Raw genomic sequence first — 26438 nt, forward strand, 5'->3', positions numbered from 1 at the left:
GGACATTTCTCGAAGTGAAATTTATACTTTCTTATCTTTAAATATAGGACAACCTTTGAACTGGTTGTCCTTTTTGATGCCTTGCGCGTTCAGTAGCTTTATTGAGTAAAAGGCAGGCCTACAGCTTTATTTTAAATACCTGGTCCGTCCTCATTTCTCCTAGGAATACCCGTTCCTGGAAGAAAATCTCCTCGTCATTCATCAGAATCACAGTAGAACTTCTTGTCCCATAGCCTTCACTCTTGATAAATATAGGTGACAGCAAACGTTCCCATTCAATCGGAACTCCTGTAGAAGGCAGTAAGTGATCCGGTGCTGGGTCGGAACTTTCAAGGTGAGAGAATAATTCATTAACCATATCAGGGTGGTCGTCCGCAATGATTCTCGCTAGACCTTCCTTCCCTTGTTCAACTTTTGGCCAAGCCGTATTTAATAAATGATTGCTTACTCCATGGACACCTGGTTCGATTTTCTTCAAAGAGTCTCCTACATTAGAATAGTAGAATAGCTCATGAACATCACCGGCCAAAAGATTGTACCCAGGATAGTCATTTCGACTTGCCGCTACTTTTTGAAGATAAACTTCTCCGTTTTCCACAACTTTTAAAAAATCGGCCACAAGTTCACCCCGGGTCCTTTTCCCTGCCGAGTTTTCATTAGGATTGCGGTAATTGGTTAAGGCAGCAAACCTCCCTGCACTTGTGACACCCATCCACGTCCCCATTTTCTCCAAATCCCTGCCCGCAAGAATATCAGGTCTGTCCTCCCAAAAATGCGCAGCAGCAGTTGGACGGCCATACGCTTCATCTCGGTTAGCGGCAACAATCAGCTTATACTTTGGGTGAGCCTTATAAGCAAATAAGATCAAACACATTGAAATCACGGCCTTTTAACTATTTTCTATCTCTTATTATATCTTACCATCGAAAAATAAAGACACTCCGCCATGACGGAATGTCTGAATGGTTAAACAATGTTCAGTTTGACTTCGGTTTCAATATCTTTTTCAATCCTTTTATTATCCCCTACCAAAGCGATGTCACCAAAGGACTGAGAAGTACCTATTTTCACTCCCCGCTCAATGACAGTGCTGCTTCCGATGACTGCTCTGTTCACAGTTGCATTTTCTTCGATTACAGCATTCGGCAGGATTACTGAATTTCTAATGACTGCCCCCTTGACAACCTTCACTCCATAAAATAGGACTGAATTCTCAACGCGGCCTTCAATTTGACAGCCTTCACTGATCAATGATTGCTGCAGCTTTGCTCCTTCATCTAAGTACATCGGCGGCTGCAAGGAATCCGCAGTATAAATTGGCCATTCTGGATGCTGAAGGATTGGATTCGTATCGGTTGACAGCAAATCCATATTAGCCTCCCAATAGCTTTCAATGGTGCCGACATCTTTCCAGTATCCATTGAAGTGATAGGCATAAAGCTTCCGCTCTTCTTCGAGCATCGCTGGGATGATGTCTTTGCCAAAGTCCTTTGACGAAGACATGTTTTGTTCTTCCTTTAGCAAATACCTTTTTAATACCTGCCAGTTGAAGATATAGATTCCCATTGAAGCAAGGTTGGATTTCGGTGTTTTTGGCTTTTCCTCAAACTCTTCAATCCTATTAGAGCTGCGGTCTACATTTATGATCCCGAACCTGTCCGCTTCACTCCACGGTACGTTAATGACAGAAATTGTAGCATCCGCAGCTGTCGCTATATGCTGGCTGAGCATTTTTTGGTAATCCATTTTATAAATATGGTCGCCTGAGATGACCAGGACAAACTCAGGGTCATAGCTTTCTATAAACCGGATATTTTGATATATTGCATGGGCTGTGCCCTCATACCAGCGCTCGCCAAGCTCACATTGATATGGCGGTAAAAGGGTAACCCCACTATTTTTCTGGTCTAAATCCCAGTGCTTCCCGTTACCAATATAGTTCTGCAGTACATGAGGATGATATTGAGTCAGTACACCTATCGTGTCTATTCCTGAATTGCGGCAATTGCTTAATGTAAAATCAACAATCCGGTATTTCCCTCCATACGGAACCGCTGGCTTGGCAATATATTGTGTCAGCTCCCCTAGGCGTGAGCCCCTTCCACCTGCTAATAGCATGGCAATACATTGTTTCTTTATCATAGCTGCCTCCTCATACTCGTTTGATTGATTTAATTTAGGATTTTCTTTATTCTTCATATAATCTTCAGGTCCGGTTTTCAGCACCGAAGCTGTTACTACTTATTAATTTCGGTCATCTTCCGAGAGCTTGTAATATAGCTCTTCCTGCTCGTTCTCTTCGCTTTCATCTATGTAAGAACGTACTGGCTTTTCAGCCTTTTTCTCACAAGTTTTTTGTTCCATCAGATCAGCTCCTAGCTGTTTTCGCTGTATATTGAATAACATTTTCTCATTTTAGCAAAACAAATCAGCTTCTAAAATCAGAACCGTTCGCCCTTTTTTCGCAGTATTTGACATAAATAGCGTCTCTTTTAATAAGTTCAGTCTATCCTTTAAGGATTTTTTAGATAACTTCTTCGATTTCCACCTAATCTTGTCGAAAAGAAATTAAAAAAATCCCAGAGAATTGTGAATGTTTCTTGAATATAAAAAATCTTCTATAAATTAATAACCAAAAAGAAGAGTACCTATTGGCACTCTCCTTTTAGTTTCTTCATTCCTTTTTTGTACTATTTCAGCCCATCTATTGCTGGGTCATTCGCAGAAACAGTGATTAACCTTTTACAATTCAACTGAAAAAAATTTCACTAAATCTTTTGTATTTGTTTAAATCAAACTTATTACTGCAGATGTTCTGTGAATTCTGGAATAAGCTTCATCAACCACTATTAAAGTACCCGCTATGCAGAGAGCCTATCAGGTACTGGTTTGTTCATTACTTATCTAATAAGAATTTAGCGGTGAATTGATCCGTTACAAGTACGTTTGTATATTTCCCTTTTAAAGCACCATAAATTCCTTCGATTTTTTGAGCCCCGCCTGCAACCAGGATGGAGTATTTTTTCTTTTTTAATTCTTCAAGTTCAATGCCTAATGTCCTGGCATTCAAATTCTCATTGCAGACATTCCCGTCTTTATCAAAAAATCTTGAGCATATATCCCCCACTGCCCTAGATTCGATAACCTGGAGATCTTCCTCTGTAAAATAGCCTAATTGGAACAAGATCGATTCAGATTTAATCGGGCCAATTGTATATACAGCGATGTTGGCCTGCTTGCCCATTTCCAGGATCCGTTTAATATGCCTGTCAGCCTCCATTGCCTGTTTTACAACTACATGGTCGACGATTGCCGGCAAAGGCAGATGGTGAGGCGCACTGTTGAAGGCTTTACCAAATAAATACAGGATTTCATTTGCGTAAGTGTTTGTTTCAGAGTGGCTGACTCCACCCTTTAACTGGACAACTTTAACGTTCTTCAATGCTTTTTGTTTTAATTCCAGCGCTACATGATAAAGCGTCGTTCCCCACGTTACTCCGATAATATCATCATGATCAACCACTTCATTTAGGAAGCTAGCTGCTTTTTCCCCTAAGTATGTTTTAATCACACTATCTTCGTAATGCGGAATATGAGTAACGATCGCCTTTTTTAGCCCGAACTTTTGTTCAAGCTGGGAGGACAAATTTTCTACATCCTCTGTTGGATCCATGATTTTAATATCGACGATCCCTTCCTGCTTTGCCAGCTGAAGAAATCTCGATACTGTTGGCCTTGAGACACCAAGCTCTTTGGCAATATCATTTTGGTTGTAATCTAATAAATAATAAAGCTTTGCCGCCTCGATTATCTTTAAAAGCTTTTCTTTTTCCATTCCTGATCACCTTTGCCACCGACATAATTGATAATCCTATTTTAACAAAAAATCCGAATGAAAACATTTGCATTTTTTAAAAGAACAAAACGTTCATCCATAGCCATTAATTTACACTTGTAAAATGATCATATTACATTCTTGCCAAACAACTCACAATATCTTCCTAGTAGATTTTTTGTTAATAGAAAAAACTTTTCAAACAAAAGAAAGGCATCCTCCATCTAGATGGAAGATGCCCATACTTTTCAATATATCGTTCATTTACTATTGTGGCTTACGCTTAGGAATCTTTCCGATGCCAAGTTCCTTTGCTTCTTTATTTAGAGCTTTTATTAAGCTGATCGCCATCAAACCCATAATAACAGAGAATGGCAATGCAGCGACTATCATCGTATTTTGCAGCGCCTGCAGTCCTCCAGAATAAAGCAGGACTAAAGAAATGGCTGCAAGGATTATTCCCCAAGTAAATTTTATCTTATTTCCTGGAGTCAGTGATCCGTTGGTGGTCATCATTCCTAAAACAAAAGTTCCAGAGTCCGCTGAGGTAATGAAAAAGGTCCCAATCAGTACCATTGCCAAGATGGACATTACAGAACTCAAAGGATAATTTGCCAATACACCAAAAAGTGATTCCTCTGTAGCCAATTCAGATATTTTTGCAGCTCCCTCATGCTCAAGCATGATTGCTGAACCGCCAAACGTTGTAAACCATAGGAAACCGATCAGGGCTGGAACGAGCAGAACGCCGAAAACAAATTCCCTTATTGTTCTCCCTTTAGAAACTCGAGCTATAAAAATCCCTACAAATGGCGCCCATGCAATCCACCATGCCCAATAAAAAATTGTCCAGCCATTAATCCACGTACGCACCTCTTCATTTAATGGAGAAATCCGGAAGCTCATCGCAGGTAAATTTTGAAGGTAGCTGCCAATCGTATTTGTGAACAAATTTAGGATAAATTGTGTTGGTCCCAGAATTAACATGAATAAAAGCAAAATTCCCGCTAGCACCATATTAGCATTACTTAAAATCTTAATTCCCTTTCCCAGTCCAGACCATGCTGACATCATAAATAAAACTGTCACTACGAGGACAATGATTAACTGGGTCAAGAAACTTGCAGGTATTCCATAAAGGTAGGATAGTCCTCCATTTATTTGTACAGCTCCAAATCCCAAAGTTGTAGCTACACCGATGACAGTTGCGACAACCGAAATGATATCGACTACTTTACCTGCAGTTCCATTAACACGGTCACCAAAAATAGGACTAAGAGTCGCACTAATCAATCCAGGCTTACCATGCCGGAAGTTAAAATAGGCAAGTACTAACGCTACTATTCCATAAATTGCCCATGCATGGATGCCCCAATGGAAAAAAGTATATCTCATTGCGTCACGAATCGCCTGGTCTGTACCTGGTTCTACTCCTGTTGGGGTAGAAACCTTATAATGGCTGATTGGCTCAGCCGTTCCCCAGAAAACAAGGCCAATTCCCATTCCTGCACTGAATAGCATAGCGTACCATGACATTGTTGAAAATTCCGGGCGATCATCCTGGCTGCCCAGCCTGATTCTCCCTAAAGGACTGATCAGGAAATAAAGACACACTATCACAATAAGTGATACAAGAATTAAATAATACCAGCCGAATGAATCAGTAATAAAGGCTTGAATATTTGTGGTGATTTTTTCCAGGCTATCTGGAACAAATACACCAAACAACACCAGCAGCAACAAAATGCCAACTGATATGTAAAATACAGATGAATCTTTCTTCATCCAAAAACTCCCTTCTGTTACATTTTTACCTTTTTAGCACTTTAACACCCTAACATAAAAAAACATTTTTTTAAAACCATAGGCTTATAACAGATGTAGTATTTCCTACTTTCCGAAAAAAATTTCTAATAAATATTTTTCCCGCCATGGTTCTGTTAAAACTCCCTGTTGTTTTTAAGCCTGTTGATTGGAGCGGAAATCCACAGTTAAGGCTCATTGAGCCAGCCAAATTTTAATGGCTGCTTTACTTTAAGCTCATAAAGTTATTCCTGTAAATCACGTGCTTGTGTTAATAGATTTGCAGCAAGAAACTACTATTCTATTGAATACATGTCGAATCTTGTTTAAAATTGTGTACAAGAGCACGGATTGCTGTCAGGATATAAAAGCGATTAGTTAGGAGCAATTATTTTGAATAAAAAGATCTTCATCAGAACTATGACCATTGGCGCAATATTTTTCATCACTTTTTTAAGCTCTGAGAAAATCCGTTCCATTGAAACTACCTCAGCTGATACTAAAGTTGACGCAGTTCCAAAAATCACACGTACAGATGCAAAAGTCATAAAGAAAACACTTGCAGAAAACCGAATAGAGGAAGCCTCGAATAGCTCCACAACAACTGGAGCTGATCTTAAGAACAAAAATGACCTGGTGTATGAAAACAAGATGATCATAGATGGCGTTCCCCACATCAGCCAGCTGCCTGAATTAGAGCGAGGCTGTGAGGTCACCAGTTTAACGATGCTTATTCAATCACAAGGGGTTGCAGTCGATAAAATGACTCTGGCAAAGCAAATACATAAGCTTCCTTTCCGCGATGCAAACTATGTACGCAGTAATCCATATGATGGATTCGTTGGCGATATTTATACTTTCAGCAAATCAGGATATGGCGTTTATCATGGTCCAGTAGCCCAGCTTGCTGAGAAATACCTTCCCGGAAAAATAAATGATGTGACAGGACAGACAATTGAGTCTGTATACAGCTTGATTGACAGCGGATCACCGGTTTGGGTTATCACTAATTCAACATTTGCTCCTCTCCCAGAAACTGAATTTACTGTCTGGGATACAAACACTGGAAAAGTAAAGATAACTTATAGTGAACATAGCGTCTTGATTGTTGGATATGATGGACAATCCGTTTACATAAATGATCCACTTGCAGATACAGGCTATAAGGCCGTTCCGCGAATCGCTTTTGAACAAGCATGGGTCCAGATGGGGAGCCAGGCAATTGGCGTTATAAAGTAATAGCTTTATTGTTTTATAGACTTAAGAAGTGCTGCTGATAGCGGTGCTTTTTTTGTTTTTTTCTATGTATAAAGAAGCACGGTCGTTTATTCAGAACCATGTTTTTAAGTCTTTATGTATGGGTAAAATTAACCACACAGTTTAAATGGAGGCTTATAAGTGGACTTACATAACGGAAAGTTATTCTGGCAGACAACGGAAGAAAAAGAGATAGACATAAAAAGAAGCGACATTGCTGAACATTACGACGCAGTTATCCTGGGCGGGGGCATGTCCGGTTCTTTATGCGCTTATACGTTGGCAAATGAAGGACTGAAGGTGGCTATTATTGATAAGGGGAAAGTCGGACGTGGCAGCACATTGGCCAATACCGGCTTATTACAATACTCAAATGATATCATGCTTCATGAACTGGTTAATCAGATTGGCGAAGAAAAAGCAGTGCGTTTTTATACGATTTGCAGAAATGCTGTTGATCAGCTTGAAGAAGTCTCAGAAAAAATTCCAATCAACAGCGATTTTATAAGAAGAAAAAGCTTGTATTATGCTAGTGATGAAACTGATGTTAAAAAGTTGAAGAAAGAATTTGACACTTTAAGAAAGCATGGTTTTGATGCGGAATACTTGACGAGAAAGGATTTAGAAAATCATACTCCATTTTCAAAACCAGCAGCAATCATTACACATGGGGATGCAGAAGTGAATCCATTCCTATTTAGCCGCGGCATCATTCGTTACCTAAATGAACACGATCGTGTAGGTATTTTTGAGAATGTGAATGCAGACGAGATCATCGAAAACCAAGAAGGCATAGAAATCAGCACATCTATTGGCCGGTTTCAATCAAATAATATCCTATTCGCGACTGGTTATGAGAAGCCGCCGTTTCTTTCTGAAACAAGAGCCGACCTCAACAGATCCTATGCTATGGCAACTGAACCTATTGAAGACCTTTCTGCATGGAAAGATCGAGATTTGATTTGGGAAACGAAACGGCCATATCTTTATTTAAGAACAACTCAAGACAACCGTATCCTTGCAGGAGGTTTAGATGAGGACAAACCAGAAACACCACAGAATGAGGATTGGATCAATAACAGGGCTCAACGCATAAGAATGGAAGTTAGAAAATTATTTCCTGATTTAGATATAAAGGTGGCCTTTGCCTGGGGGGCAGTTTTTGGGGAATCTGTAGACAATCTCCCTTTTATCGGAAAACATCCGACTAAAGACAGGATCTACTATTTATTAGGTTATGGCGGAAATGGAACAGTATACAGTATGCTCGGGTCAGTAATATTAAAAGATTTAATTTTAGGCAGATCGAACAAGGATGCGGAAATTGTGAAGCTGGATCGATGAGGATCCGATTTTAACTGACTGACAGCCACTCGGATGCCGTAGATAATAATTATTTTCGAGAGTGTGAAAAGTCACAGGAGAATTCACCCGCAACAGCTATATTTAACTTATCTCATTAAGTTAAAATAGGGGTGTTATTATTGAAAGCCAACGTGGGGAAAATTGACCAAGTTATTCGAATCGTACTGGGTTTATTCCTTATTTCTTTATTTTTCTTTTTAGATGGCAGTCTGAAATATGTTGGAATTATTGGATTTGTTTTAGTCCTAACTTCCATTATTAAGTTCTGCCCGCTTTATACCTTATTTGGGATTAAAACAAACAAGAATGCATAAGTGAAGCCAGCCTGCACGGCTGGCTCTTTTATGCATACAGCTTATTTTCTTCTTGTTTGAAAAAGCTCTTCATCGCATGGAATACGTCGGCTTTTTGCTTGAGGATAAAGTAACGGAAGTTTTCATCTTTAATGTTTTTATATGCGGACATAAGGGTCGAGTGGCGGTTGTACTGATTGACTTCTCCGTAACCAAACATATTGGAGACCTTCATCAGTTCTTCAACTAACTTTACACAGCGGGCATTGTCGGAGGTCAGGTTATCACCATCAGAAAAATGGAATGGGTAAATATTGAACTTGCTTGGATTATATTTATCATCAATAAGTTCTAACGCTTTACGGTAGGCGGATGAACAGATTGTTCCGCCGCTTTCCCCTTTGGAGAAAAAGTCTTCCTCTGATACTACTTTTGCCTCGGTATGGTGGGCAATGAATTCAATTTCCACGGTTTCGTATTTGGAACGGAGGAAACGTGTCATCCAGAAGAAAAAGCTTCTGGCCATATATTTCTCCCATAGTCCCATCGATCCGCTCGTATCCATCATCGCAAGGACCACAGCTTTGGAATCCGGTTTCACGATTTCATTCCATGTCTTGAACTTCAAATCTTCCTTGTAAATAGGATGAAATGCTGGCTTTCCAGTCATCGCATTACGTTTATAAGCGGTCATCATCGTTCGTTTCTTATCAATGTTGCCCATCAATCCTGTTTTTCTGATATCATTGAATTCGATGTTTTCCACAAGGTGTTCCTGCTGCTCCTTACGCTTAAGGTTCGGGAGCTCCAATTGTTTAAACAACGCTTCTTCAATTTCCATCATTGATACTTCTGCTTCATAATAATCCTCGCCAGCCTGGTCTCCAGCACCCTGCCCTTTTCCTGGGCCCTGCTGCTGTCCAGAGCCATCGCGCGCGACGACATCCCCAATCTTCGTGTCGCCGTTCCCCTGGCCGACATGTTTGTTCTTATCATAGTTATAACGAATTTTATACTCATCCAGTGACCTTATCGGTATCTTTACGACATCCCTGCCGTTGGACATGACAATGCTTTCTTCTGTGATCAAATCGGGTAGATTATTGCGGATTGCTTCCTGCACCTTTTCCTGATGGCGCTGCTGGTCATCATGTCCTTTGCGGTGGAGGGACCAATCTTCCTGGGAAATCACAAACTGGTGACTACTCTCATCGGTCATTTTCAACCCCTCCTTTAAATTATCCAATTGACTGTAACAGAAATAGTAAGACTGTCATACAATATCCCGATGGTTATAAAATCAAAGGGAATTGTAATTACTCTATCTTATGCAGGAAGCGAAAATAATTTACAAATAATTTTGACAATTCTCTATTTCTATAGATTCGGACAAGCCCATTTTCTGTTCATGCCTTTTAAAGCTTGATGTTCTTCCATAAGTTTATTGGGAAATTTCATCTTCATAGAATTTTGTCCATGGTATGCTCTCTCCCACTAACTCTCCGGTGGATGCGATTCCCCAAACTAAATGACGATACTATACTAGAATAATAGTTTTAAATAACATTGACCTTAAATAGATACATAAAAAAATAACCTTCGCTTAGCAGCAAAGGTTACTCTTTATCCTTATTAAATTGAACTGGGTCTGGCGCTTTGTCATAGTCTTCCTTCAGATCTTGACCCGTGCGCCGGTTTTCCATCTGCTTCCCGAGGTTTTCCATTTCTTCTTCATTACGGGCCATTGAACTGTTTTTAGGTACATAGTTTTTCGGCAATTCATTTTTACTCATTCTAATCACCTCTTGACTGTACTATTCCCTCCTTCATGCATTTATAAACTTGGCTGTGTTAAACGAGTCTGTTGATTTCCGCTCCAGGCGCTTCGCTTTCCGGGGGGCGTCAGGAGTCTGCGCGCCTTCCGCTCCAATTAACAGGTGCTAAAAATCAACATTGTACTTTAACACAGCCATAAACTTAAAAGAACCTGCAAAGACATTTGCAGGCTCCAACGGATTATTATCTATTTAATAGGCTTCCTACATAGCGCAGCAACTCGTTGGCCGATGTAGAATTGTATCCATGCTCGTCAATCAGCCTAGCGACTACATTGTTGATTTTCTTCAACTGCAGCTCATCCGGCGTCTTGGTTGATGTCGTGATTTTAACAACATCCTTGAGATCTGCAAACAGTTTTTTCTGGATTGCTTCTCTGAGACGGTCATGTGAATTGTAATCAAACCGCTTTCCTTTCCGTGCATATGCTGAAATTCGGATTAAAATCTCTTCACGGAATGCCTTCTTCGCATTTTCAGATATGCCAATTTGCTCTTCAATCGAGCGCATCAGCTTTTCATCCGGGTTAATTTCCTCTCCTGTTAGCTGATCACGCATTTTTGCTTTATTGCAGTAAGCTTCAACGTTATCCAGGTAGTTATCCATAAGCGTTTTAGCCGATTCCTCATAAGAGTACACGAATGCCTTTTGAACCTCTTTTTTGGCAATATCGTCGTACTCTTTGCGGGCAAGTGAGATATAGTTCAGATATCGCTCCCTCACCTCTGAAGTGATAGATGGATGCTGATCCAAGCCTTCCTTAAGAGATCTCAGTACATCCAATGCATTAATGGTTTTGATTTCTTTCCTTATGATCGTTGAAGAAATCCGATTAATTACATAGCGAGGGTCAATCCCGCTCATGCCTTCATCCTGATGTTCCTTCTTCAGCTCTTCGACATCTGCGCTATTATAGCCTTCAACATTCTCACCATCATACAGACGCATTTTTTTGATCAAGTCGATATCGCCTTTCTTCGGATCCTTCAGGCGGGTAAGGATTGTAAACATCGCAGCTACTCTTAATGTATGAGGAGCAATATGGACGTCGTTCACATCACTTTCGCGAATCATTTTGTCATAGATTTTTTCTTCCTCAGAGACCTTCAAATTATAAGGAATCGGCATTACGATGATACGAGAATGCAATGCTTCATTCTTTTTATTTGAAATGAACGAACGGTATTCCGTTTCATTCGTGTGTGCGACGATAAGCTCGTCGGCACTGATGAGCGCGAACCTTCCCGCTTTAAAATTCCCTTCCTGGGTCAAACTCAGCAGATGCCAGAGGAATTTTTCATCACACTTGAGCATTTCCTGGAATTCCATCATCCCTCGGTTTGCTTTGTTCAACTCGCCATCAAAACGGTAAGCTCTTGGGTCTGATTCCGATCCATACTCAGCAATTGTTGAAAAGTCGATGCTTCCTGTCAAGTCTGCAATATCCTGTGATTTTGGATCGGATGGACTGAAGGTACCGATCCCTGTCCTCTTATCTTCTGAGAAGAAAATTCTTTCTACAATTACATCCTCTATCCGGCCCCCATATTCCTGCTCCAATCTCATCATATTAAGCGGAGACAGATTACCTTCAATACGAATGCCGTATTCATCATAGAAATCCTTGCGCAGATGGTGGGGAATCATATGCAGCGGGTCTTCATGCATAGGGCAGCCTTTTATCGCATAGATCGCTCCTCTGTCTGTATGCGAATATGCCTCCAGCCCTCTTTTCAGCATGGTGACGAGAGTGGATTTACCACCACTTACAGGTCCCATCAGCAGAAGGATCCTTTTCCTGACATCCAGTCTTTTTGCTGCAGGATGGAAATATTCCTCAACGAGCCGCTCCAAAGGTTCCTCAAGGCCAAACAGCTGTGAATTAAAGAAGGAATATCGTTTCTTTCCTTTTTCTTTTTCAATTCCAGCGTCTTTGATCATATTATACACACGCGAATGTGCCGATTGAGCAACCCATGGCTGTTCCTTTACGATTTCAAGGTATTCCCTGAACGTCCCTTCCCACTTCAGTTTCTCTTCATCCTGGCGGTACAACTCAATCTTTTTTAAAATATCCATATGGACCTCCCCATGTAGCGTTATCAAGAGACGATTAATAAATTCTATGCAGCAAACAATTTGAACATGCGTAAAGGTTCAAGCTCTATGATTGTCCTTTTTAATTCTACTGGTAAAAAATCAGGCATTCCTTCACAGTTTCAAACTTATAGGCTATAATAAAATCTATATGGACAAATTAAACAAAAGGGAGGCTTACATACATGAAACTACTTATAATAATTGGCGTTACTGTTGCATTCTTATCTGCCATCTTCACTGCAGGGTACGATGATAAGCCGGGCATCAATAAAAAATAAAAAGCTGCCGAATGGCAGCTTTTTTATTTGGCTAAGTTCATGATCGATTTAGTTTTTGAATTTTCTTGCTTCAAAGTCCTCTTTGCTTTATTTCATTAGGTTAAGCAATTTCACCAACCTCGAAATCAAACGTATATCTTAGGCTATCGCTCGTTTATAAAACAACCCGCTGCCAATTCCATTACTAAATTGTCTTATTTCTTGTTCAAGTGCTGGTTCTCAACAAACTCCTTCATATACATCCTCGACTTTCTGCCAAGCATCTTGGCCATTTGACCAGTCCAGGTATCTGCACGTTTGCCGCCTGTTCTCTCACGATAATAGTCGGATGTCGTTTTGTTGTACTCCTTCAGCTGCTGCTCCAACACATTCTGATCCTGCTCATACTCATTTTCCATATAGACATGTTCCAGAGGCAGCCTTGGTTTTAGATCTGTTTCTTGATCAGGATAGCCTACAGCGAGACCAAATAAAGGCACGACATACTCCGGAGTCTTCAATACTTTTTTAACTGCCTCCAGATCATTGCGAATCCCGCCAATATAGCAAATGCCAAGGCCCATTGATTCGGCTGCAACCGCAGCATTTTGTGCAGCAAGAGCGGTATCGATCAGTGCTACCATGAACTTTTCAGTGCTCTCAAGAGAATCCGAAAGATCAGCATTTTCAAGATCCCCAATTATCTTATGCCGGTAAAGATCAGCACAAAAAACAAAAAAATGGCCATTTTCTGCGACGTACGACTGATTGCCTGCCAGTTCTGCTAACCGCTGCTTTTTTTGCTTATCTGATACACCAATAATTGAATATGCCTGAATAAAGCTTGAAGTGGAGGATGCTTGCGCACTTTTCACGATCACTTCGATTTGCTCCCGATCCAAAGGCTTGTCCTCAAATCGTCTGACCGAACGGTGCTGCAGAATCGTTTCAATAACATTGTTCATTGCTTTCAACTCCTTGTAGGTTTTTTTAAAAAGGGCTCTGTTAAACAAGGCTGTTGATTTTCGTTCCAGGCGCTTCGCTTTCCGCGGGGCTGGCGCTGAGCCTCCTCGTCGCTTCGCTCCTGCGGGGTCTCACCTGACCAGCTAAGCCCGCAGGAGTCTTCGCGCCTTCCACTACAATCAACAGGTTTTAAAAACAACATTGGGCTTTAACAGAGCCTAAAAATTTGTAATGCCAAAAAGGAGACCCATTATTATGGTCTCCTTAATATTTCCGCAAATCTCGATAATCCTGCTGTCGTAACGCCTCATAAATCAAAATAGCCGCTGTGTTTGAAAGATTTAAGGAGCGGATGTTTTCATTCATAGGCAGCCTCAGGCATCTTTCCATATTTTCTTCTATTACTTCTTGCGGAAGGCCAGTTGTTTCACGGCCAAAAATAAAGAAGAAATCCTTTTCTGCCACACTATAATCAAAATCCGAGTGTGCCTTTTTTCCAAATTTCGTTACATAAAAAAATTCTCCGCCTTGATTCTTCACATAAAAATCATCAAGTGATTCGTAATAATGTATTTTAACGTGCTCCCAATAATCCAATCCCGCACGCTTCAGCATCTTATCATCCGTCGAAAAACCCAACGGTTTAATTAAATGCAGTTCTGTATCCGTTCCCGCACATGTGCGAGCGATATTTCCTGTGTTCGCTGGAATCAGGGGCTGATATAATACTACATGCAATGCCATGACTTTCACCTCTATCGAAAACTCTAACAGCTATTATACCACTACACTCCGGGAGGACAAAGAAAAGCGCAGTTTGTAGAGGAGAAAGCTTTTAAGTTTTAAGAGGCAAAGAATTTATTAGACATCATAAGTCCATATACCAAGGCCATCACTGATCATCTGCAATTGTAAAGAATCTATATTTGATATTTGGAGTATAAGCTGTTGAATCCTCGTACGCCCAGTACCTCATCCTGCTATTATACGTATGGGCATTTACAAGCGGCATCCCGTTAGCATCATGCCCCGTGACAATCGTCGTATGGTCGAAGCGGCCATCACCCTGGAAATCATAACAGATTACATCTCCAAGCTTTAGCTGCTCAGCACTGTTCACCTCTCGCGCCCTCAATCCGAACTTTGAGGCAGGGAGATACCAGCGCATCGCATTGGCTACAGTCCAGCTGAAACTCCAATTATTATTTTGCATCCACCAGCCGTTGCTCCGATTTGGATAACCCCTCATCGGAGCTCCACCCGTATGAAGGCATTGTGAAATATAATTTGTACAGTCGACCTCGAACTTTTTATACGCAGGATTAAAGTCATTCCACCATCTCTCGGCATATTGCACAGCTTTTAACCGGTCATATTGATATCCTGCCCTATTATGTGATGCCTCCTCTGCAAAAACTGGCATGGCTGCGCCCGCATCTCCAACAGGCTCAGATTCTTTCAACTTCTCATCTTTAACCAGCACACCTTTATAAAACTCGGCCTGCCTTTTTTCTACTTCCTCTTCCATATAAAAGTGGCCCTTCTGCTTGATTAAGAATTGGAAATGGACATCATATAATACCTTTACAGTTTCCGTGCCCTCTAACTTTCTTTCAATACTGCCATTTGCTTTTGCTTTTACTATTTCAGCAGATCTTCTTGAGCAGCTTTGCTTCTTTATCTCGATTGCCGGGCACTCATGCAAAAGATTCCGTGGCATTGAGACACATTGAAGGACACGCTGTTCAAGCAGCTCCTGCAGTTGTTCACGCATGTTCATCTCTCCCTTCATCTTCATATTTATGAAGAGACTCAGGATTTCAAGCATATAAAAACTTTTTTATAAAGATTGTAGCTTTGTTACAATCCTGCTTTAAAGACATTTACCTGCACATCAAGGAAAAAGAAAAGAGGAATGGATTCATTTCAAATCCATTCCTCTTTAGATTGATAGACTTTTTTCTGAACCATCCTTAAAGAAATCCAGACCTTTACCTATCTCGGCAAGAACATCAGTATCCTTTTCAGCTTCTAATGCTGCTGAGAGTGCAGTAAATGCTTCATGTCCGCCAATTTTGCCCAGAGCCCATGCAGCCGTCCCCCTTAGGACAGGACGCGGGTCCTCCTTCAATACCATGATTAGATCCGGAATAGCAGTTTCATCCTTATAATGCGCCAATGCAATAATCGCATTTCGCTGGATTGGCTTCTTGCCTCTCCACGACCCTGATACATATCCGAACTTCTCTTTAAAGTCACGATTGCTGATTGTCAATAATGGCTTTAACAGCGGTTTGGCAATTTCCGGATCAGGCTCCATTTCTGTGTGGAAGTGAAAATCCTTACCCTTATTTTCCGGACACACAGTCTGACATGTGTCACAGCCATATAAACGGTTGCCCAGTTTATCACGGAACCCATCTGCAAGGAAACCCTTCGTCTGTGTGACAAAAGCAATGCACTTCTGAGCATCAAGCTGTCCCCCTTGGACAAGAGCACCAGTCGGACAAACCTCAACACATTTATTACAGCTGCCGCATCTATCTTCCATAGGTGAATCGGGTTCAAATGGAATATTAGTGATCATTTCACCAAGATAGACATATGAACCGAATTCAGGGGTGATGATGGAACAGTTCTTTCCGCTCCAGCCAATTCCTGCACGCTCAGCGACAGCCCTGTCCACCAGTTCGCCTGTATCGACCATTGATTTGAATCTGGCACCTGGAACCTTCTTAGCAATATACTCTTCAAGTTTATTCAGCCGATCTCTTAAAATAGAGTGGTAATCCGTTCCCCATGATGCCCTGCAGAAAATGCCTCTTCTCTGCCCCTTCTTGCTGACAACCGTTGTTCTCATCTTCGACGGGTAAGCCAACGCAATCGAAATGATGGATTTCGGCTTTTCAAAGATCAGAGAGGGCTCCGTTCTCTTTTCAATATCTTTTTCTTCAAAGCCAGATTGATAGTGAAGTTCCTGCTGTCTGTATAATCGTATTTTCATTTCCTCGAAAGTCGATGGTGCTGCAAAACCGATTTTATCTATACCAATTGTTTTGCTATATTCAATGATGTCTTGCTTAATTTCGTAAATGTCCATTGAAAGGTACCTCCTTTCATTGTAGATTTTATTTTTCAAACGGCCTATCTATATAAACACATCTTTTTAAAGAATTCATTATGAAGGTCCTGATTTTAAATGCACATCACTTTTATGATAAACTATTTTAAAGCAGTTTTGGAGGTGGAATCAATGGAAATTAAAGTATCCAGTACGATTTGTGATCTCATACCCGGGTTTTCGGTCGGGGTTATAGAATATCAAGATATTCAGGTAGGGGATTCTCCGCAAATGCTAAAAGGCAGGCTTCAGCTTTTCCAGGAATCCATTTACTTTGATCTCTTAGAAAAAAATATGACGGAGCTTGATGGCATTAAGGAATGGCGAAGTATTTTCAAAAGCACAGGTAAAGATCCAAACCGTTATAGACATTCTGCTGAAGCCCTTTATCGCAGGATAGCCAAACAAAACTATCTTCAATCCGTACATAGCGCGATAGACTTGAACAACTTCTTCTCACTTGAATACCAGCTCCCTATAGGTGTTTATGACTGTGATAAGCTTAGTGGCAATGTCCATATAAGAATAGGTGCAGAAACAGAAGAGTACGCAGGTTTAAATGGCAGAATAAACAATATGAGTAACTTAATCGTTTCCGCAGATGATCAAGGACCATTTGGCAGCCCATTCGTTGACTCAGAAAGGACCGCGGTAACGCTGGAAACCACGAACGCTCTGCAAATCGTTTACTTAAGACCATCTGCTACACAGGAAAGCAAAGAAAAAATGACAGAATCACTAATGAATATGTTCATCCAAATTCACGGGGGATCTGGTACGTATAAAATTGTGGGATGCTGAGGCATCCTTTTTTTTATCAAGTTTCTTTACTCGAACTCCTTCGAAAGGAGTCAAAAGTCATTGAATCTTTTCTTAACCTTTTTATCCCCTCATAGGGAAATACGAGATAGCACCCATTATTAATTTTTTGTTACAATCCATTTCAGCGAACAGAAAAAAACGCAACACTTCGTTTTCTGGAAACGAAATGCTGCGTTAGTTACGTATGTATGGAGCGGGTGAAGGGAATCGAACCCTCATCATCAGCTTGGAAGGCTGAGGTTTTACCACTAAACTACACCCGCATACATATCAAATGAAATAAAGAAAACAGGAATCCCTGTTTAATAATAAAAGTGGTACCGGTGGTCGGGGTCGAACCGACACTCCAGAAGGAACACGATTTTGAGTCGTGTATATTTCCCGCCCGATTTTCACTTTTCAGCTAAAACCTTGATATAACAAGGATAATAGATGTTTTTAGCATATCTTGCCAAGCACAATAATAGTACATGTAGCACAAGACTATTATTTTCAAAAGATATTGTGCTATTGAATACAAGAGTTATCTTATCATAAGAGAAATAACGAAACAAGCCTTTATGATATATTTTAGTTGGTAATACCTTACTTTTATTATATTAACATGCCCCACCCTTAATCGGCTTTATTATATATAAAAGCCTTTCCTACCAAAATATTCCACACGAGCTTTTTAAGGTATAGGGTGCATAAAATTTCTAATTAAATTTTTTTATTTCCTCTAATGTCTTTAATTTAACTAAACCTCGAGAAATCACCGTAAACACCCTACTTGTACAGTATATTCACTCATGCAATAATACACATAATCACAAGAAAAGGAGTGTTGTACATGAATTTGAACTATCGTTTTTTATCAATGAATACTTTAGTTGGTGTATCTAATAACCGACTAAAAGAAATTTCGGAAAAGAATTTTTCTTCACTTTCAAGATTGCAGAAAGCAAACCTTTTTAATGAGTTAGGGGAACTGTATAATTCATTAAGTACGTTCAAGTCGGTTAATCCCGAAATTCAGCAGTTAGCGTCTATGTGCATGGAACAAAAGGTCAAGATTGCGGAAAGTGACGCAGTAGTGAACGAAAATACTAAAGTAAATAGAGCAGCAGTTCAACAAGGGAATTTTAGCGGGTATGAAGTCCCTTGGATGAATAAGGGGGAATAAGTCGTGAAGAAGAAACAAAAGACTATTTCTCCACAAGCAATAGAAGTAGCAAGGGTTTCTATTGCAGTACCTAAAAAGTTAAAACAAGCTTTTAAAAAATCTACTTTTTTAAATGAAACTAGTATGAATGACGCTATTCTTAAATTTATGGAAAGGTATTTGAAAGAAAATCCTGTTCCCGAAATTAGACCCAGGGGATTAAGAAAATCCGCAAACAGAAAAAAGGCGGTGTCATTAAATGAGTAAAGAAACTAATCTAAAAAAGAAAGTCCTAAAACGAAAGTATTCTAAGATGGTACGGTTGCATATAACTGTTCCATCCGAAATGAAAAAGGATTTAAAAGAAGCGGTGGAATTTTGGAATAGTTCTATGAGCAAAGAGTTTCGCTCGTATTCTTCAAAGTTCATAGCAGAAACTGAAAAGACTAAAGCAATTAAAAGAGGTGAAAAATTAGTCCGGGAAAGCGTAATTAAACAAAGAGTAACCGAACTAAGGGAGAACCAAAGCAATTAGAGGAGAAATTATTTACTTGGTAAAACCTCTAAAAACGAGACAGTTTCATTTTTAAGCCGCTAAATTACCTTAAGAATCGCACGCTATAAGCCTTTAAATATAGGTGAAACCCTTTAAACCTAGGTACACTTGTATAAAGGTATGATTTTATATTAGGTACGGTATAAGGTTATTTTGAGTTCCACTAGGTTCATATCTTCAAGTGTTCCGCTCCACTACACTACTCTAAAACACTCCGAGCGGTTTTCCCTTTTAACAGCAGCTAAAGCAGTATTATAGTAGAAAATAAAGCCTTTCTAAAGGGTTTACGACTATTGAAAAGGAATGTTATTTATGAATGATTTAAACGTACATGTCATTTTAGATAAAATGATGAAAGAAGCGGAAAAGAACGGTATTAAAAACGGTAAATACTATGTTATTAATCCCTCCATGCTATTTAGAAATAGGTATCTAACAAGCGGTGAAAGATTAGTATTAATGGAACTATTTTATTGGTTTCAAAGTAAGAATGAGAGAAAACTACACCAACCTACAATATGTGAAAATGTCGGTCTAAGTGATAAGACGGTCAGGGAATCCCTTAAAGCTTTAGAAGCTAAAGGGTTTATTTCAAGTAAACGGACTGGAAAGGTCAATGTGTATACTTTGCTAGATTTTAGTACAAATCCTATTATTGTTTTAGGAATTGTCATTCGGGAGTTTGAACACCACATAACAACCCTTGAAAAAGACTCACAATTAGCCTACAAGCTATTTAAACCCCTTTGGGAGGATAAGCCTATTTATGAGGGATTTTTAGCGGAAATTGGAGCGGTAGAAACGTCAGAGGAAAGATATGATACAGCTATCTCTTTAGTGAATGTGTATAGAAAAGAAAAACTAAATCCCTGCCATAAACAAAAGACGAAATTAAAGCTAAAGAAAAAGTTAAAAGTACCCGTGAAATGATGTTCGGTAATTTTTACCGATCATGCTCGGTAAATTCTACCGCAATAACTCCCTCTATTCGGTAATTTCTACCGATAAGTAAATAATAGTATTTATAAAAAATAAAATAATGAATATCCGAACCACCTAGAGGCAGTTCGGATATTATTATAAATTTATTAAACAAGTTAGGATATTTATGAAAGACAAGACAAGAAATTATTCATTCTTTGAAATGCTTTTTAGAAACATTTCGCATAAATCGGTTTTATCAAAATGTCCCCAAACTTGATGGAATTCCGCATGATTTCCTTTTTTGTCCTCTTCTTTGTTAATTTCATTAATTGCAACTTTAGTTTCAGAAATTAATTTTTCATTTTCCTCTATAAGTGCTTTATAATTAGATTCCATATGTGTATAGTAGTTGTCTTTAGGTACAAATAATCCTAGCTTTACAAGGTTGTCCATATAAAATCCAACATTATTTTTAAATTGTAGATCAACTAAATGATTCAAATTATTTATATTATCGGTCATCTCAATTATTCCATTATCCCTTAGTCGTTTTCTTCCAAAGCGTATCAAAACAATAGGTTTTTCATTTGATATTATGTAATCTATTATCTTTGCTTCATCGGCACTTAAACTTTCTAATATATTAATAAAACTCGGATGAGCATATTGAGAATAATCAACTAAAGAAGCATTAACTAATAAATTTACAAATAAATTTGCCAAATCATCGTTTGTAGTTATTAATAGTTTATCTAAAATAGGTACACCAATTTCAGGAGGTACTGTTCCAATTTGTTCTTCTTTAAACTCATTTAATTTTTCTTGATAGTCATTAATCCGTTTTCCAAAGTTTATTTTCACCTTTTCATTTAGTAATTTAACTGGCATTAAGGCTGTGTTACTAAAATCCAGAACAGTTTCAAGTGCTAATCCAACTTTTTTAAATCCTGGTTGTAATAGATCAGGATACACTGTTTTTAGGACTTCTAATCCATTATCACTTATCTTTCCTAATCCAAAAAAATCATCCATAAATCTTCCTCCAAATTTATCTTGATAGCTTTCTATTTATGATATTACAACACACACATTAAAAATTCGAATATTTAGTATAATGAATTGTATCAAAAACGAGTGTTTTTGATACACACTGATAGAGTTTTTATAATAACCGCTTTTCAGCAAATATATAGTATCAAAATCCGTATCAAAAACAATGATTCAATATGTACTTTATATAACGTTTTTGATACAATCTAATCAAGATACATAAAAGCGGAAAGGAAATGATACATAATGAAAATTGGGTATGCACGAGTTAGCACTAATGACCAATCTCTAGACTTACAAATTGACGCACTTGAAAAAGCAGAGTGTGAAAAAATTTATCAAGAAAAAATAAGCGGGATGAAAGATGATAGACCACAACTAAAGGAACTAATAGAATACGCACGAGAGGGAGATATATTAGTCGTTTATAAGTTAGACCGTCTAGGACGCTCCACAAAGCGTATTATTGAGTTATCAGAGCAATTAGAACAACGTGGAATAGAATTAGTCTCTATTCGTGACAATATCGACACTACAACCGCAGTAGGAAAAGCCATGTTCCGAATGTTAGCAGTTCTTGCGGAAATGGAGAGGGATTTAATAGTCGAAAGAACGAAAGCGGGATTAGAGAGTGCTAGAGCAAGAGGACGAAAAGGCGGGAGACCTAAAGCCGATAATAAGAAAGTCGAAAAAGCCTTGAAGCTATATAATAGTGAACAATACACCGTAAAAGAAATTGAGGAAATGACTGGAGTTTCAAAGGCAACAATATATAGAGCAATTAAAAGTGAAACTATAGAAACTCGTTCTTAGAATTTTAAGAGCGAGTTTTTCTTTTCTAAAAAATAAAATATTAGACATTTTTTACCAGTATAAATTATAATTGGTAATAGATACATATTACTATTTATAAATATATTTTAAGTAAAATAGAATTGGAGAGGTGTCATCATGCAGTGCCCATTTTGCAAAAGTTCTGATAAGATTCAATCTCATTATATGAAATTTATGGGGAAGCAAGAAGTAACATTTGTTTGTAATGGATGCGGAGGCGAATTTACTAAAGAATTTGCAAAAGAGGTTAATGATTCAGGTTTTCCTTTATTATCATGCAGCAAAAATTCATCTCATCAAGCGTTTGGTGAAAAAGGAAAAAAATGTCCTCATGCATTTTGTAGAGGTGTATTAGTTTAACGCACTCATTCAGAGGTGCTTTTTAGGTGAGTAAAATCACACGTTTAAAATATAATTAAAGGGGATTAAACAATGAGTTTGAACAGTTACCAAGCACTTCAAACTGCTTATACCAAAACTTATTTTAATGCTTGCGGGTTATTAGAAGAGGCTCAATTATTACTTGATAATGACAAATACGCTAGAACTTATTTATTAGCTCATATTTCCATAGAAGAATTTGCCCGCTGTATTATGTTAGCTTCTGCCAGTATAAAATTCAAAGTAAGAGCTCTAGACACAAAGAAGCTTATTAAAAGACAAACTAATCACCAATCCAAAATACAAGTTGCTTATTCATTTGTAGAAAAGCTAAAGCAATTTAAAAGCCCCTTAAGTGTCGAAGACCGAATGGAAATATTAGGGCATTTTGATAAGGTAATTAGCGATGATGACATTCAAAAGTTGGATGATTTAAAGAATGCATCTTTTTACACTGATCAATACGAAAACCAAACTAAAATGCCAAGTGAAGTAATAACATCCGAAAAAGCAAATGAGATATTATCATCAGCCAATTTACTAAAAGAGTTGATTGAAGCTAACAACTGGCACGAAGGTGAAAATTTAATCAATACTGTAAAAAGACTTGATAATGACCAAATAAATTTATTAAAGACTTTTTATTACGGTGATCAAAGAAAAGTATAAGCTTACTTTCACTATCGATATTCGTTAGTTCCATAAGAAACTAGAAAAAAGGACACTAAACGTGTCCTTTTTTTACTGAATATCAACGTAATTGTTTAACAGAGCCTATATCTAAAAGAAAAAGATTACATCTTTCTCATGTACTATCGTTTTACAATACTTTCAACCGGGGAAAATTTGCGGTGCATATTCTGTAAATCAGTTCCGAAAAGAGTTACATAGTGTCTACACATTTCTAATGAGGAATGTCCTAATAGTTGTTGTAATGAAAATATATCTCCTCCTTGCATGATGTACATTTTTGCACAAGTATGTCGGAAGGTATGTGGACTAACTCTTTTATTCACTCCCGCCATTTCACCATACTTTTTAAGTCTATCTTGAATAGTTTTTCGGGCAAGGGGTTTATCATCATGAGCAACCCATAAATAGTCATGGTGAACCGTTCCTCTAATTTTTAGGTATCTTCTAAGTTGCTCCCTTGTGGTAGCTTGGAACATAACCTCCCTTTCCTTGTTCCCTTTACCTAATACAATGATTTTCCCGCTTTCTAGTGATATATCAGTTAATTTCATGTTTACTAATTCGCAAAGTCTTACACCTGTATCAATTAGAACTAACATTAGGGTATAATCCCTAAAGCCTACAAACTCTTTTCTATTTGGTTGGTCTAATAGGTCTTTTACTTCATCATCTGTAAAAGGTTTTATTTGCTCCTTCTTCCCCTTCTGTTTTTGAAGGGTATGAGCGGGGTTATTAGGTATTATTGATTCATTATGTAAAAAGGCATAAAATTGTTTCATGCTCCTAATACGGTGGTTAATTGTGGTTGGGTTATTGCCTAACTCCTCCATGCAATACACTATAACTTCTTTAAGCATTTTCTCGGTAGAATGAAGCGGTGCAGAAGGATATTTTAGATTCTCTAAAACACGTTTAACAATTGCTAAATTTTCCTTGTACCACCGTTTTGTATGATAAGCAAGGTTTCTCATTGTCATGTCTTTTAAAAACAAATCTAGGCAAATCTGAAAGTCCTCACCACCACTTACTAAAGTCTGTTCCTCTTCGTGTAATTCCTCTATAACCGTTCTTCTTCTCTTTACCATTCTCTACACTCCTTTAAGGTTAAATAAAGTGGGTAGCACAATATTTTTACGCACACGATTATAAGACACGACTAAAATAAAAAAGGATTGCGTGTTCAGTCCTAAGACTAAACTCACAATCCTTGTTATACCGCAGAAAAAAGCGGGTTTTAGTTAAAAAAGATACCGGTGGTCGGGGTCGAACCGACACTCCAGAAGGAACACGATTTTGAGTCGTGCGCGTCTGCCAATTCCGCCACACCGGCATATTAAAATGTCTTGCTTTACAAATACCATTAATGATCTAATGGAGGCGGCAACCGGATTTGAACCGGTGAATAAAGGTTTTGCAGACCTTTGCCTTACCACTTGGCTATGCCGCCATATATACTGGAGCGGAAGACGGGATTCGAACCCGCGACCCCAACCTTGGCAAGGTTGTATTCTACCACTGAACTACTTCCGCAAAAATGGCTGGGCTAGCTGGATTCGAACCAACGCATGTCGCAGTCAAAGTGCGATGCCTTACCGCTTGGCTATAGCCCAATATATTGTATGCTCTTATTATTAAATTTGTGAATTATAATGGGGCGACTGATGGGAATCGAACCCACGAATGCCTGAACCACAATCAGGTGCGTTAACCACTTCGCCACAATCGCCATTATAAAATTGGCAGGGGTAGTAGGAATCGAACCCACACCAAAGGTTTTGGAGACCTTCGTTCTACCTTTAAACTATACCCCTAAAGAAAAATGGTGGAGGGGGACGGATTCGAACCGCCGAACCCTGAGGGAGCGGATTTACAGTCCGCCGCGTTTAGCCACTTCGCTACCCCTCCATTATAACATGATTTTGATTTGTGAAAAACCCATTTAATCATGTTTCATGTAAAAACAAAAGTTTTAATAAATGGTGGCTCAGGACGGAATCGAACCGCCGACACAAGGATTTTCAGTCCTTTGCTCTACCGACTGAGCTACTGAGCCACTATAATATGGTTTCCTAAAGATTGAAAGGCTTAGGACCTTTGCTCAAAAGACCTTCGGTCTTTCTCGCAGATTGCCGCAGAAGCTTATTCAGGATGAGAGCAATCTGCTCTACCGACTGAGCTACTGAGCTTAATAAAAATGGCGGTCCCGACCGGGATCGAACCGGCGATCTCCTGCGTGACAGGCAGGCATGTTAACCGCTACACCACGGGACCAAATTGCGGGGGCAGGATTTGAACCTGCGACCTTCGGGTTATGAGCCCGACGAGCTACCGGGCTGCTCCACCCCGCGACGGTAATAAAAATATCTTATTGATTATGCTCCTTGAGAGCAAATGCTGTCCCGATCTCAGGAAGCTAATTCAAGCTGCTGCTCGATCGGTACAACTCGCAGTTCATACAGTGAAGTAACGCTCGTTGCTCCACCCCGCGACAATAATAATTAACCATTAAATTGTTTTGGTGGAGGATGACGGGATCGAACCGCCGACCCTCTGCTTGTAAGGCAGATGCTCTCCCAGCTGAGCTAATCCTCCATATTGAAAGTGTTGCTTTTGTAAGCTTAAATAATTCTTGGTGACCCCTACGGGATTCGAACCCGTGTTACCGCCGTGAAAGGGCGGTGTCTTAACCGCTTGACCAAGGGGCCAGATATAAAGTTAATATGGCGGAGAGCAAGGGATTCGAACCCTTGAGACAGCGGTAACCGTCTACACGATTTCCAATCGTGCTCCTTCGACCTCTCGGACAGCTCTCCAAATGGCTCCGCAGGTAGGATTCGAACCTACGACCGCTCGGTTAACAGCCGAGTGCTCTACCACTGAGCTACTGCGGAATAATAATTATTTCTGCGACTTGGATTCACGATCCTTATCTAAGAAAGCATAACTAGGATTCAAGAATGCATCCTGCCCGGCGGCGTCCTACTCTCACAGGGGGAAACCCCCAACTACCATCGGCGCTGAGAAGCTTAACTTCCGTGTTCGGTATGGGAACGGGTGTGACCTTCTCGCCATCGCCACCAGACATTTTTTCAAAGACAATATCTATTATACTGTCTTTTATGCATTTTGCAAGAGAAAATTTTCATTCCCTCAAAACTAGATAATGTGTAAGAAGAAAAAAGAAAAACGAGTAATCTATTTGGT

At 39.2% G+C, this 26438-nt stretch carries 24 protein-coding genes, 15 tRNA genes and 1 rRNA gene; 11 read left to right on the forward strand and 29 right to left on the reverse strand.

Features of this window, described 5'->3' with window-relative positions; translation table 11 throughout:
- Positions 1-118 precede the first annotated feature (118 nt).
- From V7201_RS20920 to V7201_RS20935, 4 genes are all read right to left on the reverse strand, one after another.
- Positions 119-874 (reverse strand): NRDE family protein, encoded by a 756-nt coding sequence (locus V7201_RS20920; RefSeq protein WP_335378697.1) that lies wholly within the window; start codon positions 872-874, stop codon positions 119-121.
- 92 nt (positions 875-966) lie between these two features.
- The gene (locus V7201_RS20925) at positions 967-2142 is read right to left on the reverse strand and encodes a glucose-1-phosphate adenylyltransferase (protein ID WP_335378698.1); all 1176 of its coding nucleotides are present in this window, start codon (positions 2140-2142) and stop codon (positions 967-969) included.
- Between the two features lie 754 nt (positions 2143-2896).
- On the reverse strand, positions 2897-3835 hold the full coding sequence (locus tag V7201_RS20930; RefSeq protein WP_335378699.1) for a sugar-binding transcriptional regulator: 939 nt from the start codon (positions 3833-3835) through the stop codon (positions 2897-2899).
- A 267-nt stretch (positions 3836-4102) separates the two neighbouring features.
- Entirely contained in the window at positions 4103-5620 is a 1518-nt protein-coding gene (locus V7201_RS20935; RefSeq protein ID WP_335378700.1) for a glycine betaine uptake BCCT transporter, read from the reverse strand.
- Between the two features lie 411 nt (positions 5621-6031).
- Between V7201_RS20935 and V7201_RS20940 the strand changes: the two genes are divergently transcribed.
- The 3 genes from V7201_RS20940 (at position 6032) to V7201_RS20950 (ending at position 8574) form a co-directional block, all read left to right on the forward strand.
- On the forward strand, positions 6032-6877 hold the full coding sequence (locus V7201_RS20940; protein WP_335378701.1) for a C39 family peptidase: 846 nt from the start codon (positions 6032-6034) through the stop codon (positions 6875-6877).
- A gap of 159 nt (positions 6878-7036) precedes the next feature.
- Complete coding sequence (locus V7201_RS20945) at positions 7037-8239, forward strand: NAD(P)/FAD-dependent oxidoreductase (RefSeq protein ID WP_335378702.1); 1203 nt, start codon at positions 7037-7039, stop codon at positions 8237-8239.
- 131 nt (positions 8240-8370) lie between these two features.
- On the forward strand, positions 8371-8574 hold the full coding sequence (locus tag V7201_RS20950; protein ID WP_335378703.1) for a YgaP family membrane protein: 204 nt from the start codon (positions 8371-8373) through the stop codon (positions 8572-8574).
- A 28-nt stretch (positions 8575-8602) separates the two neighbouring features.
- On the opposite strand, the gene yhbH is transcribed toward V7201_RS20950, so the two are convergent.
- From yhbH to queG, 7 genes are all read right to left on the reverse strand, one after another.
- Positions 8603-9772, reverse strand: a complete 1170-nt coding sequence (gene yhbH / locus V7201_RS20955; RefSeq protein ID WP_335378704.1) for a sporulation protein YhbH — start codon at positions 9770-9772, stop codon at positions 8603-8605.
- A gap of 397 nt (positions 9773-10169) precedes the next feature.
- On the reverse strand, positions 10170-10346 hold the full coding sequence (locus V7201_RS20960) for a hypothetical protein (RefSeq protein ID WP_335378705.1): 177 nt from the start codon (positions 10344-10346) through the stop codon (positions 10170-10172).
- 226 nt (positions 10347-10572) lie between these two features.
- Positions 10573-12468: a PrkA family serine protein kinase gene (locus V7201_RS20965; RefSeq protein WP_335378706.1), complete on the reverse strand. Its 1896-nt coding sequence runs from the start codon at positions 12466-12468 to the stop codon at positions 10573-10575.
- Between the two features lie 493 nt (positions 12469-12961).
- Positions 12962-13711 carry an oxygen-insensitive NADPH nitroreductase gene (nfsA, locus tag V7201_RS20970; RefSeq protein ID WP_335378707.1) on the reverse strand — a complete coding sequence of 250 codons (750 nt, stop codon included), beginning with the start codon at positions 13709-13711 and terminating at the stop codon, positions 12962-12964.
- 262 nt (positions 13712-13973) lie between these two features.
- The gene (trmL, locus tag V7201_RS20975; protein ID WP_335378708.1) at positions 13974-14453 is read right to left on the reverse strand and encodes a tRNA (uridine(34)/cytosine(34)/5-carboxymethylaminomethyluridine(34)-2'-O)-methyltransferase TrmL; all 480 of its coding nucleotides are present in this window, start codon (positions 14451-14453) and stop codon (positions 13974-13976) included.
- Positions 14454-14601: 148 nt separating this feature from the next.
- On the reverse strand, positions 14602-15483 hold the full coding sequence (locus V7201_RS20980; RefSeq protein WP_335378709.1) for an amidase domain-containing protein: 882 nt from the start codon (positions 15481-15483) through the stop codon (positions 14602-14604).
- 168 nt (positions 15484-15651) lie between these two features.
- Positions 15652-16809: a tRNA epoxyqueuosine(34) reductase QueG gene (gene queG, locus V7201_RS20985; RefSeq protein ID WP_335378710.1), complete on the reverse strand. Its 1158-nt coding sequence runs from the start codon at positions 16807-16809 to the stop codon at positions 15652-15654.
- A 153-nt stretch (positions 16810-16962) separates the two neighbouring features.
- Between queG and V7201_RS20990 the strand changes: the two genes are divergently transcribed.
- Entirely contained in the window at positions 16963-17631 is a 669-nt protein-coding gene (locus V7201_RS20990; RefSeq protein ID WP_335378711.1) for a B3/B4 domain-containing protein, read from the forward strand.
- Positions 17632-17841: 210 nt separating this feature from the next.
- Here the strand turns inward: V7201_RS20990 and V7201_RS20995 are convergent.
- Positions 17842-17915 (reverse strand) — tRNA-Gly (locus V7201_RS20995).
- 569 nt (positions 17916-18484) lie between these two features.
- Here V7201_RS20995 and V7201_RS21000 point away from each other — a divergent pair.
- The 4 genes from V7201_RS21000 (at position 18485) to V7201_RS21015 (ending at position 20282) form a co-directional block, all read left to right on the forward strand.
- Positions 18485-18817: a hypothetical protein gene (locus tag V7201_RS21000; RefSeq protein ID WP_335378712.1), complete on the forward strand. Its 333-nt coding sequence runs from the start codon at positions 18485-18487 to the stop codon at positions 18815-18817.
- 3 nt (positions 18818-18820) lie between these two features.
- On the forward strand, positions 18821-19063 hold the full coding sequence (locus tag V7201_RS21005) for a hypothetical protein (protein WP_335378713.1): 243 nt from the start codon (positions 18821-18823) through the stop codon (positions 19061-19063).
- Complete coding sequence (locus tag V7201_RS21010; RefSeq protein WP_335378714.1) at positions 19056-19331, forward strand: hypothetical protein; 276 nt, start codon at positions 19056-19058, stop codon at positions 19329-19331. Before V7201_RS21005 ends, V7201_RS21010 begins: the two co-directional genes overlap by 8 nt.
- 333 nt (positions 19332-19664) lie before the next feature.
- Positions 19665-20282, forward strand: coding sequence for a helix-turn-helix transcriptional regulator (locus tag V7201_RS21015; RefSeq protein ID WP_335378715.1), 618 nt, complete (start codon positions 19665-19667; stop codon positions 20280-20282).
- 198 nt (positions 20283-20480) lie between these two features.
- Here the strand turns inward: V7201_RS21015 and V7201_RS21020 are convergent, their stop codons facing one another.
- A complete protein-coding gene (locus tag V7201_RS21020) occupies positions 20481-21308 on the reverse strand; it encodes a DUF4393 domain-containing protein (RefSeq protein ID WP_335378716.1) in 828 nt (275 codons plus the stop codon).
- 264 nt (positions 21309-21572) lie between these two features.
- Here V7201_RS21020 and V7201_RS21025 point away from each other — a divergent pair, with 264 nt between their 5' ends.
- From V7201_RS21025 to V7201_RS21035, 3 genes are all read left to right on the forward strand, one after another.
- On the forward strand, positions 21573-22139 hold the full coding sequence (locus V7201_RS21025) for a recombinase family protein (RefSeq protein ID WP_335378717.1): 567 nt from the start codon (positions 21573-21575) through the stop codon (positions 22137-22139).
- A gap of 138 nt (positions 22140-22277) precedes the next feature.
- The gene (locus V7201_RS21030; RefSeq protein ID WP_335378718.1) at positions 22278-22520 is read left to right on the forward strand and encodes a hypothetical protein; all 243 of its coding nucleotides are present in this window, start codon (positions 22278-22280) and stop codon (positions 22518-22520) included.
- Between the two features lie 72 nt (positions 22521-22592).
- Positions 22593-23210, forward strand: a complete 618-nt coding sequence (locus tag V7201_RS21035; RefSeq protein WP_335378719.1) for an AbiV family abortive infection protein — start codon at positions 22593-22595, stop codon at positions 23208-23210.
- 143 nt (positions 23211-23353) lie between these two features.
- On the opposite strand, the gene V7201_RS21040 is transcribed toward V7201_RS21035, so the two are convergent.
- The 16 genes from V7201_RS21040 to rrf all read right to left on the reverse strand — a co-directional run bounded on the left by V7201_RS21040 (position 23354) and on the right by rrf (position 26316).
- Positions 23354-24319, reverse strand: a complete 966-nt coding sequence (locus V7201_RS21040; RefSeq protein WP_335378720.1) for a tyrosine-type recombinase/integrase — start codon at positions 24317-24319, stop codon at positions 23354-23356.
- A gap of 163 nt (positions 24320-24482) precedes the next feature.
- A tRNA-Leu gene (locus V7201_RS21045) sits at positions 24483-24564 on the reverse strand.
- Positions 24565-24606: 42 nt separating this feature from the next.
- Positions 24607-24681, reverse strand: a tRNA-Cys gene (locus tag V7201_RS21050).
- A gap of 8 nt (positions 24682-24689) precedes the next feature.
- A tRNA-Gly gene (locus V7201_RS21055) sits at positions 24690-24764 on the reverse strand.
- Between the two features lie 5 nt (positions 24765-24769).
- Positions 24770-24844, reverse strand: a tRNA-Gln gene (locus tag V7201_RS21060).
- Between the two features lie 40 nt (positions 24845-24884).
- Positions 24885-24960, reverse strand: a tRNA-His gene (locus tag V7201_RS21065).
- 11 nt (positions 24961-24971) lie between these two features.
- A tRNA-Trp gene (locus V7201_RS21070) sits at positions 24972-25045 on the reverse strand.
- 9 nt (positions 25046-25054) lie between these two features.
- Positions 25055-25139, reverse strand: a tRNA-Tyr gene (locus V7201_RS21075).
- Positions 25140-25211: 72 nt separating this feature from the next.
- A tRNA-Phe gene (locus V7201_RS21080) sits at positions 25212-25287 on the reverse strand.
- A gap of 142 nt (positions 25288-25429) precedes the next feature.
- Positions 25430-25505 (reverse strand) — tRNA-Asp (locus V7201_RS21085).
- A gap of 3 nt (positions 25506-25508) precedes the next feature.
- A tRNA-Met gene (locus V7201_RS21090) sits at positions 25509-25582 on the reverse strand.
- 168 nt (positions 25583-25750) lie between these two features.
- Positions 25751-25826 (reverse strand) — tRNA-Val (locus V7201_RS21095).
- Between the two features lie 38 nt (positions 25827-25864).
- Positions 25865-25939 (reverse strand) — tRNA-Glu (locus V7201_RS21100).
- A gap of 16 nt (positions 25940-25955) precedes the next feature.
- Positions 25956-26047: transfer RNA gene (locus V7201_RS21105), tRNA-Ser, on the reverse strand.
- A 3-nt stretch (positions 26048-26050) separates the two neighbouring features.
- Positions 26051-26125, reverse strand: a tRNA-Asn gene (locus V7201_RS21110).
- 75 nt (positions 26126-26200) lie between these two features.
- A 5S ribosomal RNA gene (gene rrf, locus V7201_RS21115) occupies positions 26201-26316 on the reverse strand.
- Positions 26317-26438: the final 122 nt, after the last annotated feature.

Origin of the sequence: Bacillus sp. JJ1122 (genome assembly GCF_036964885.1) — a bacterium.
Classification (GTDB): domain Bacteria; phylum Bacillota; class Bacilli; order Bacillales; family Cytobacillaceae; genus Mesobacillus.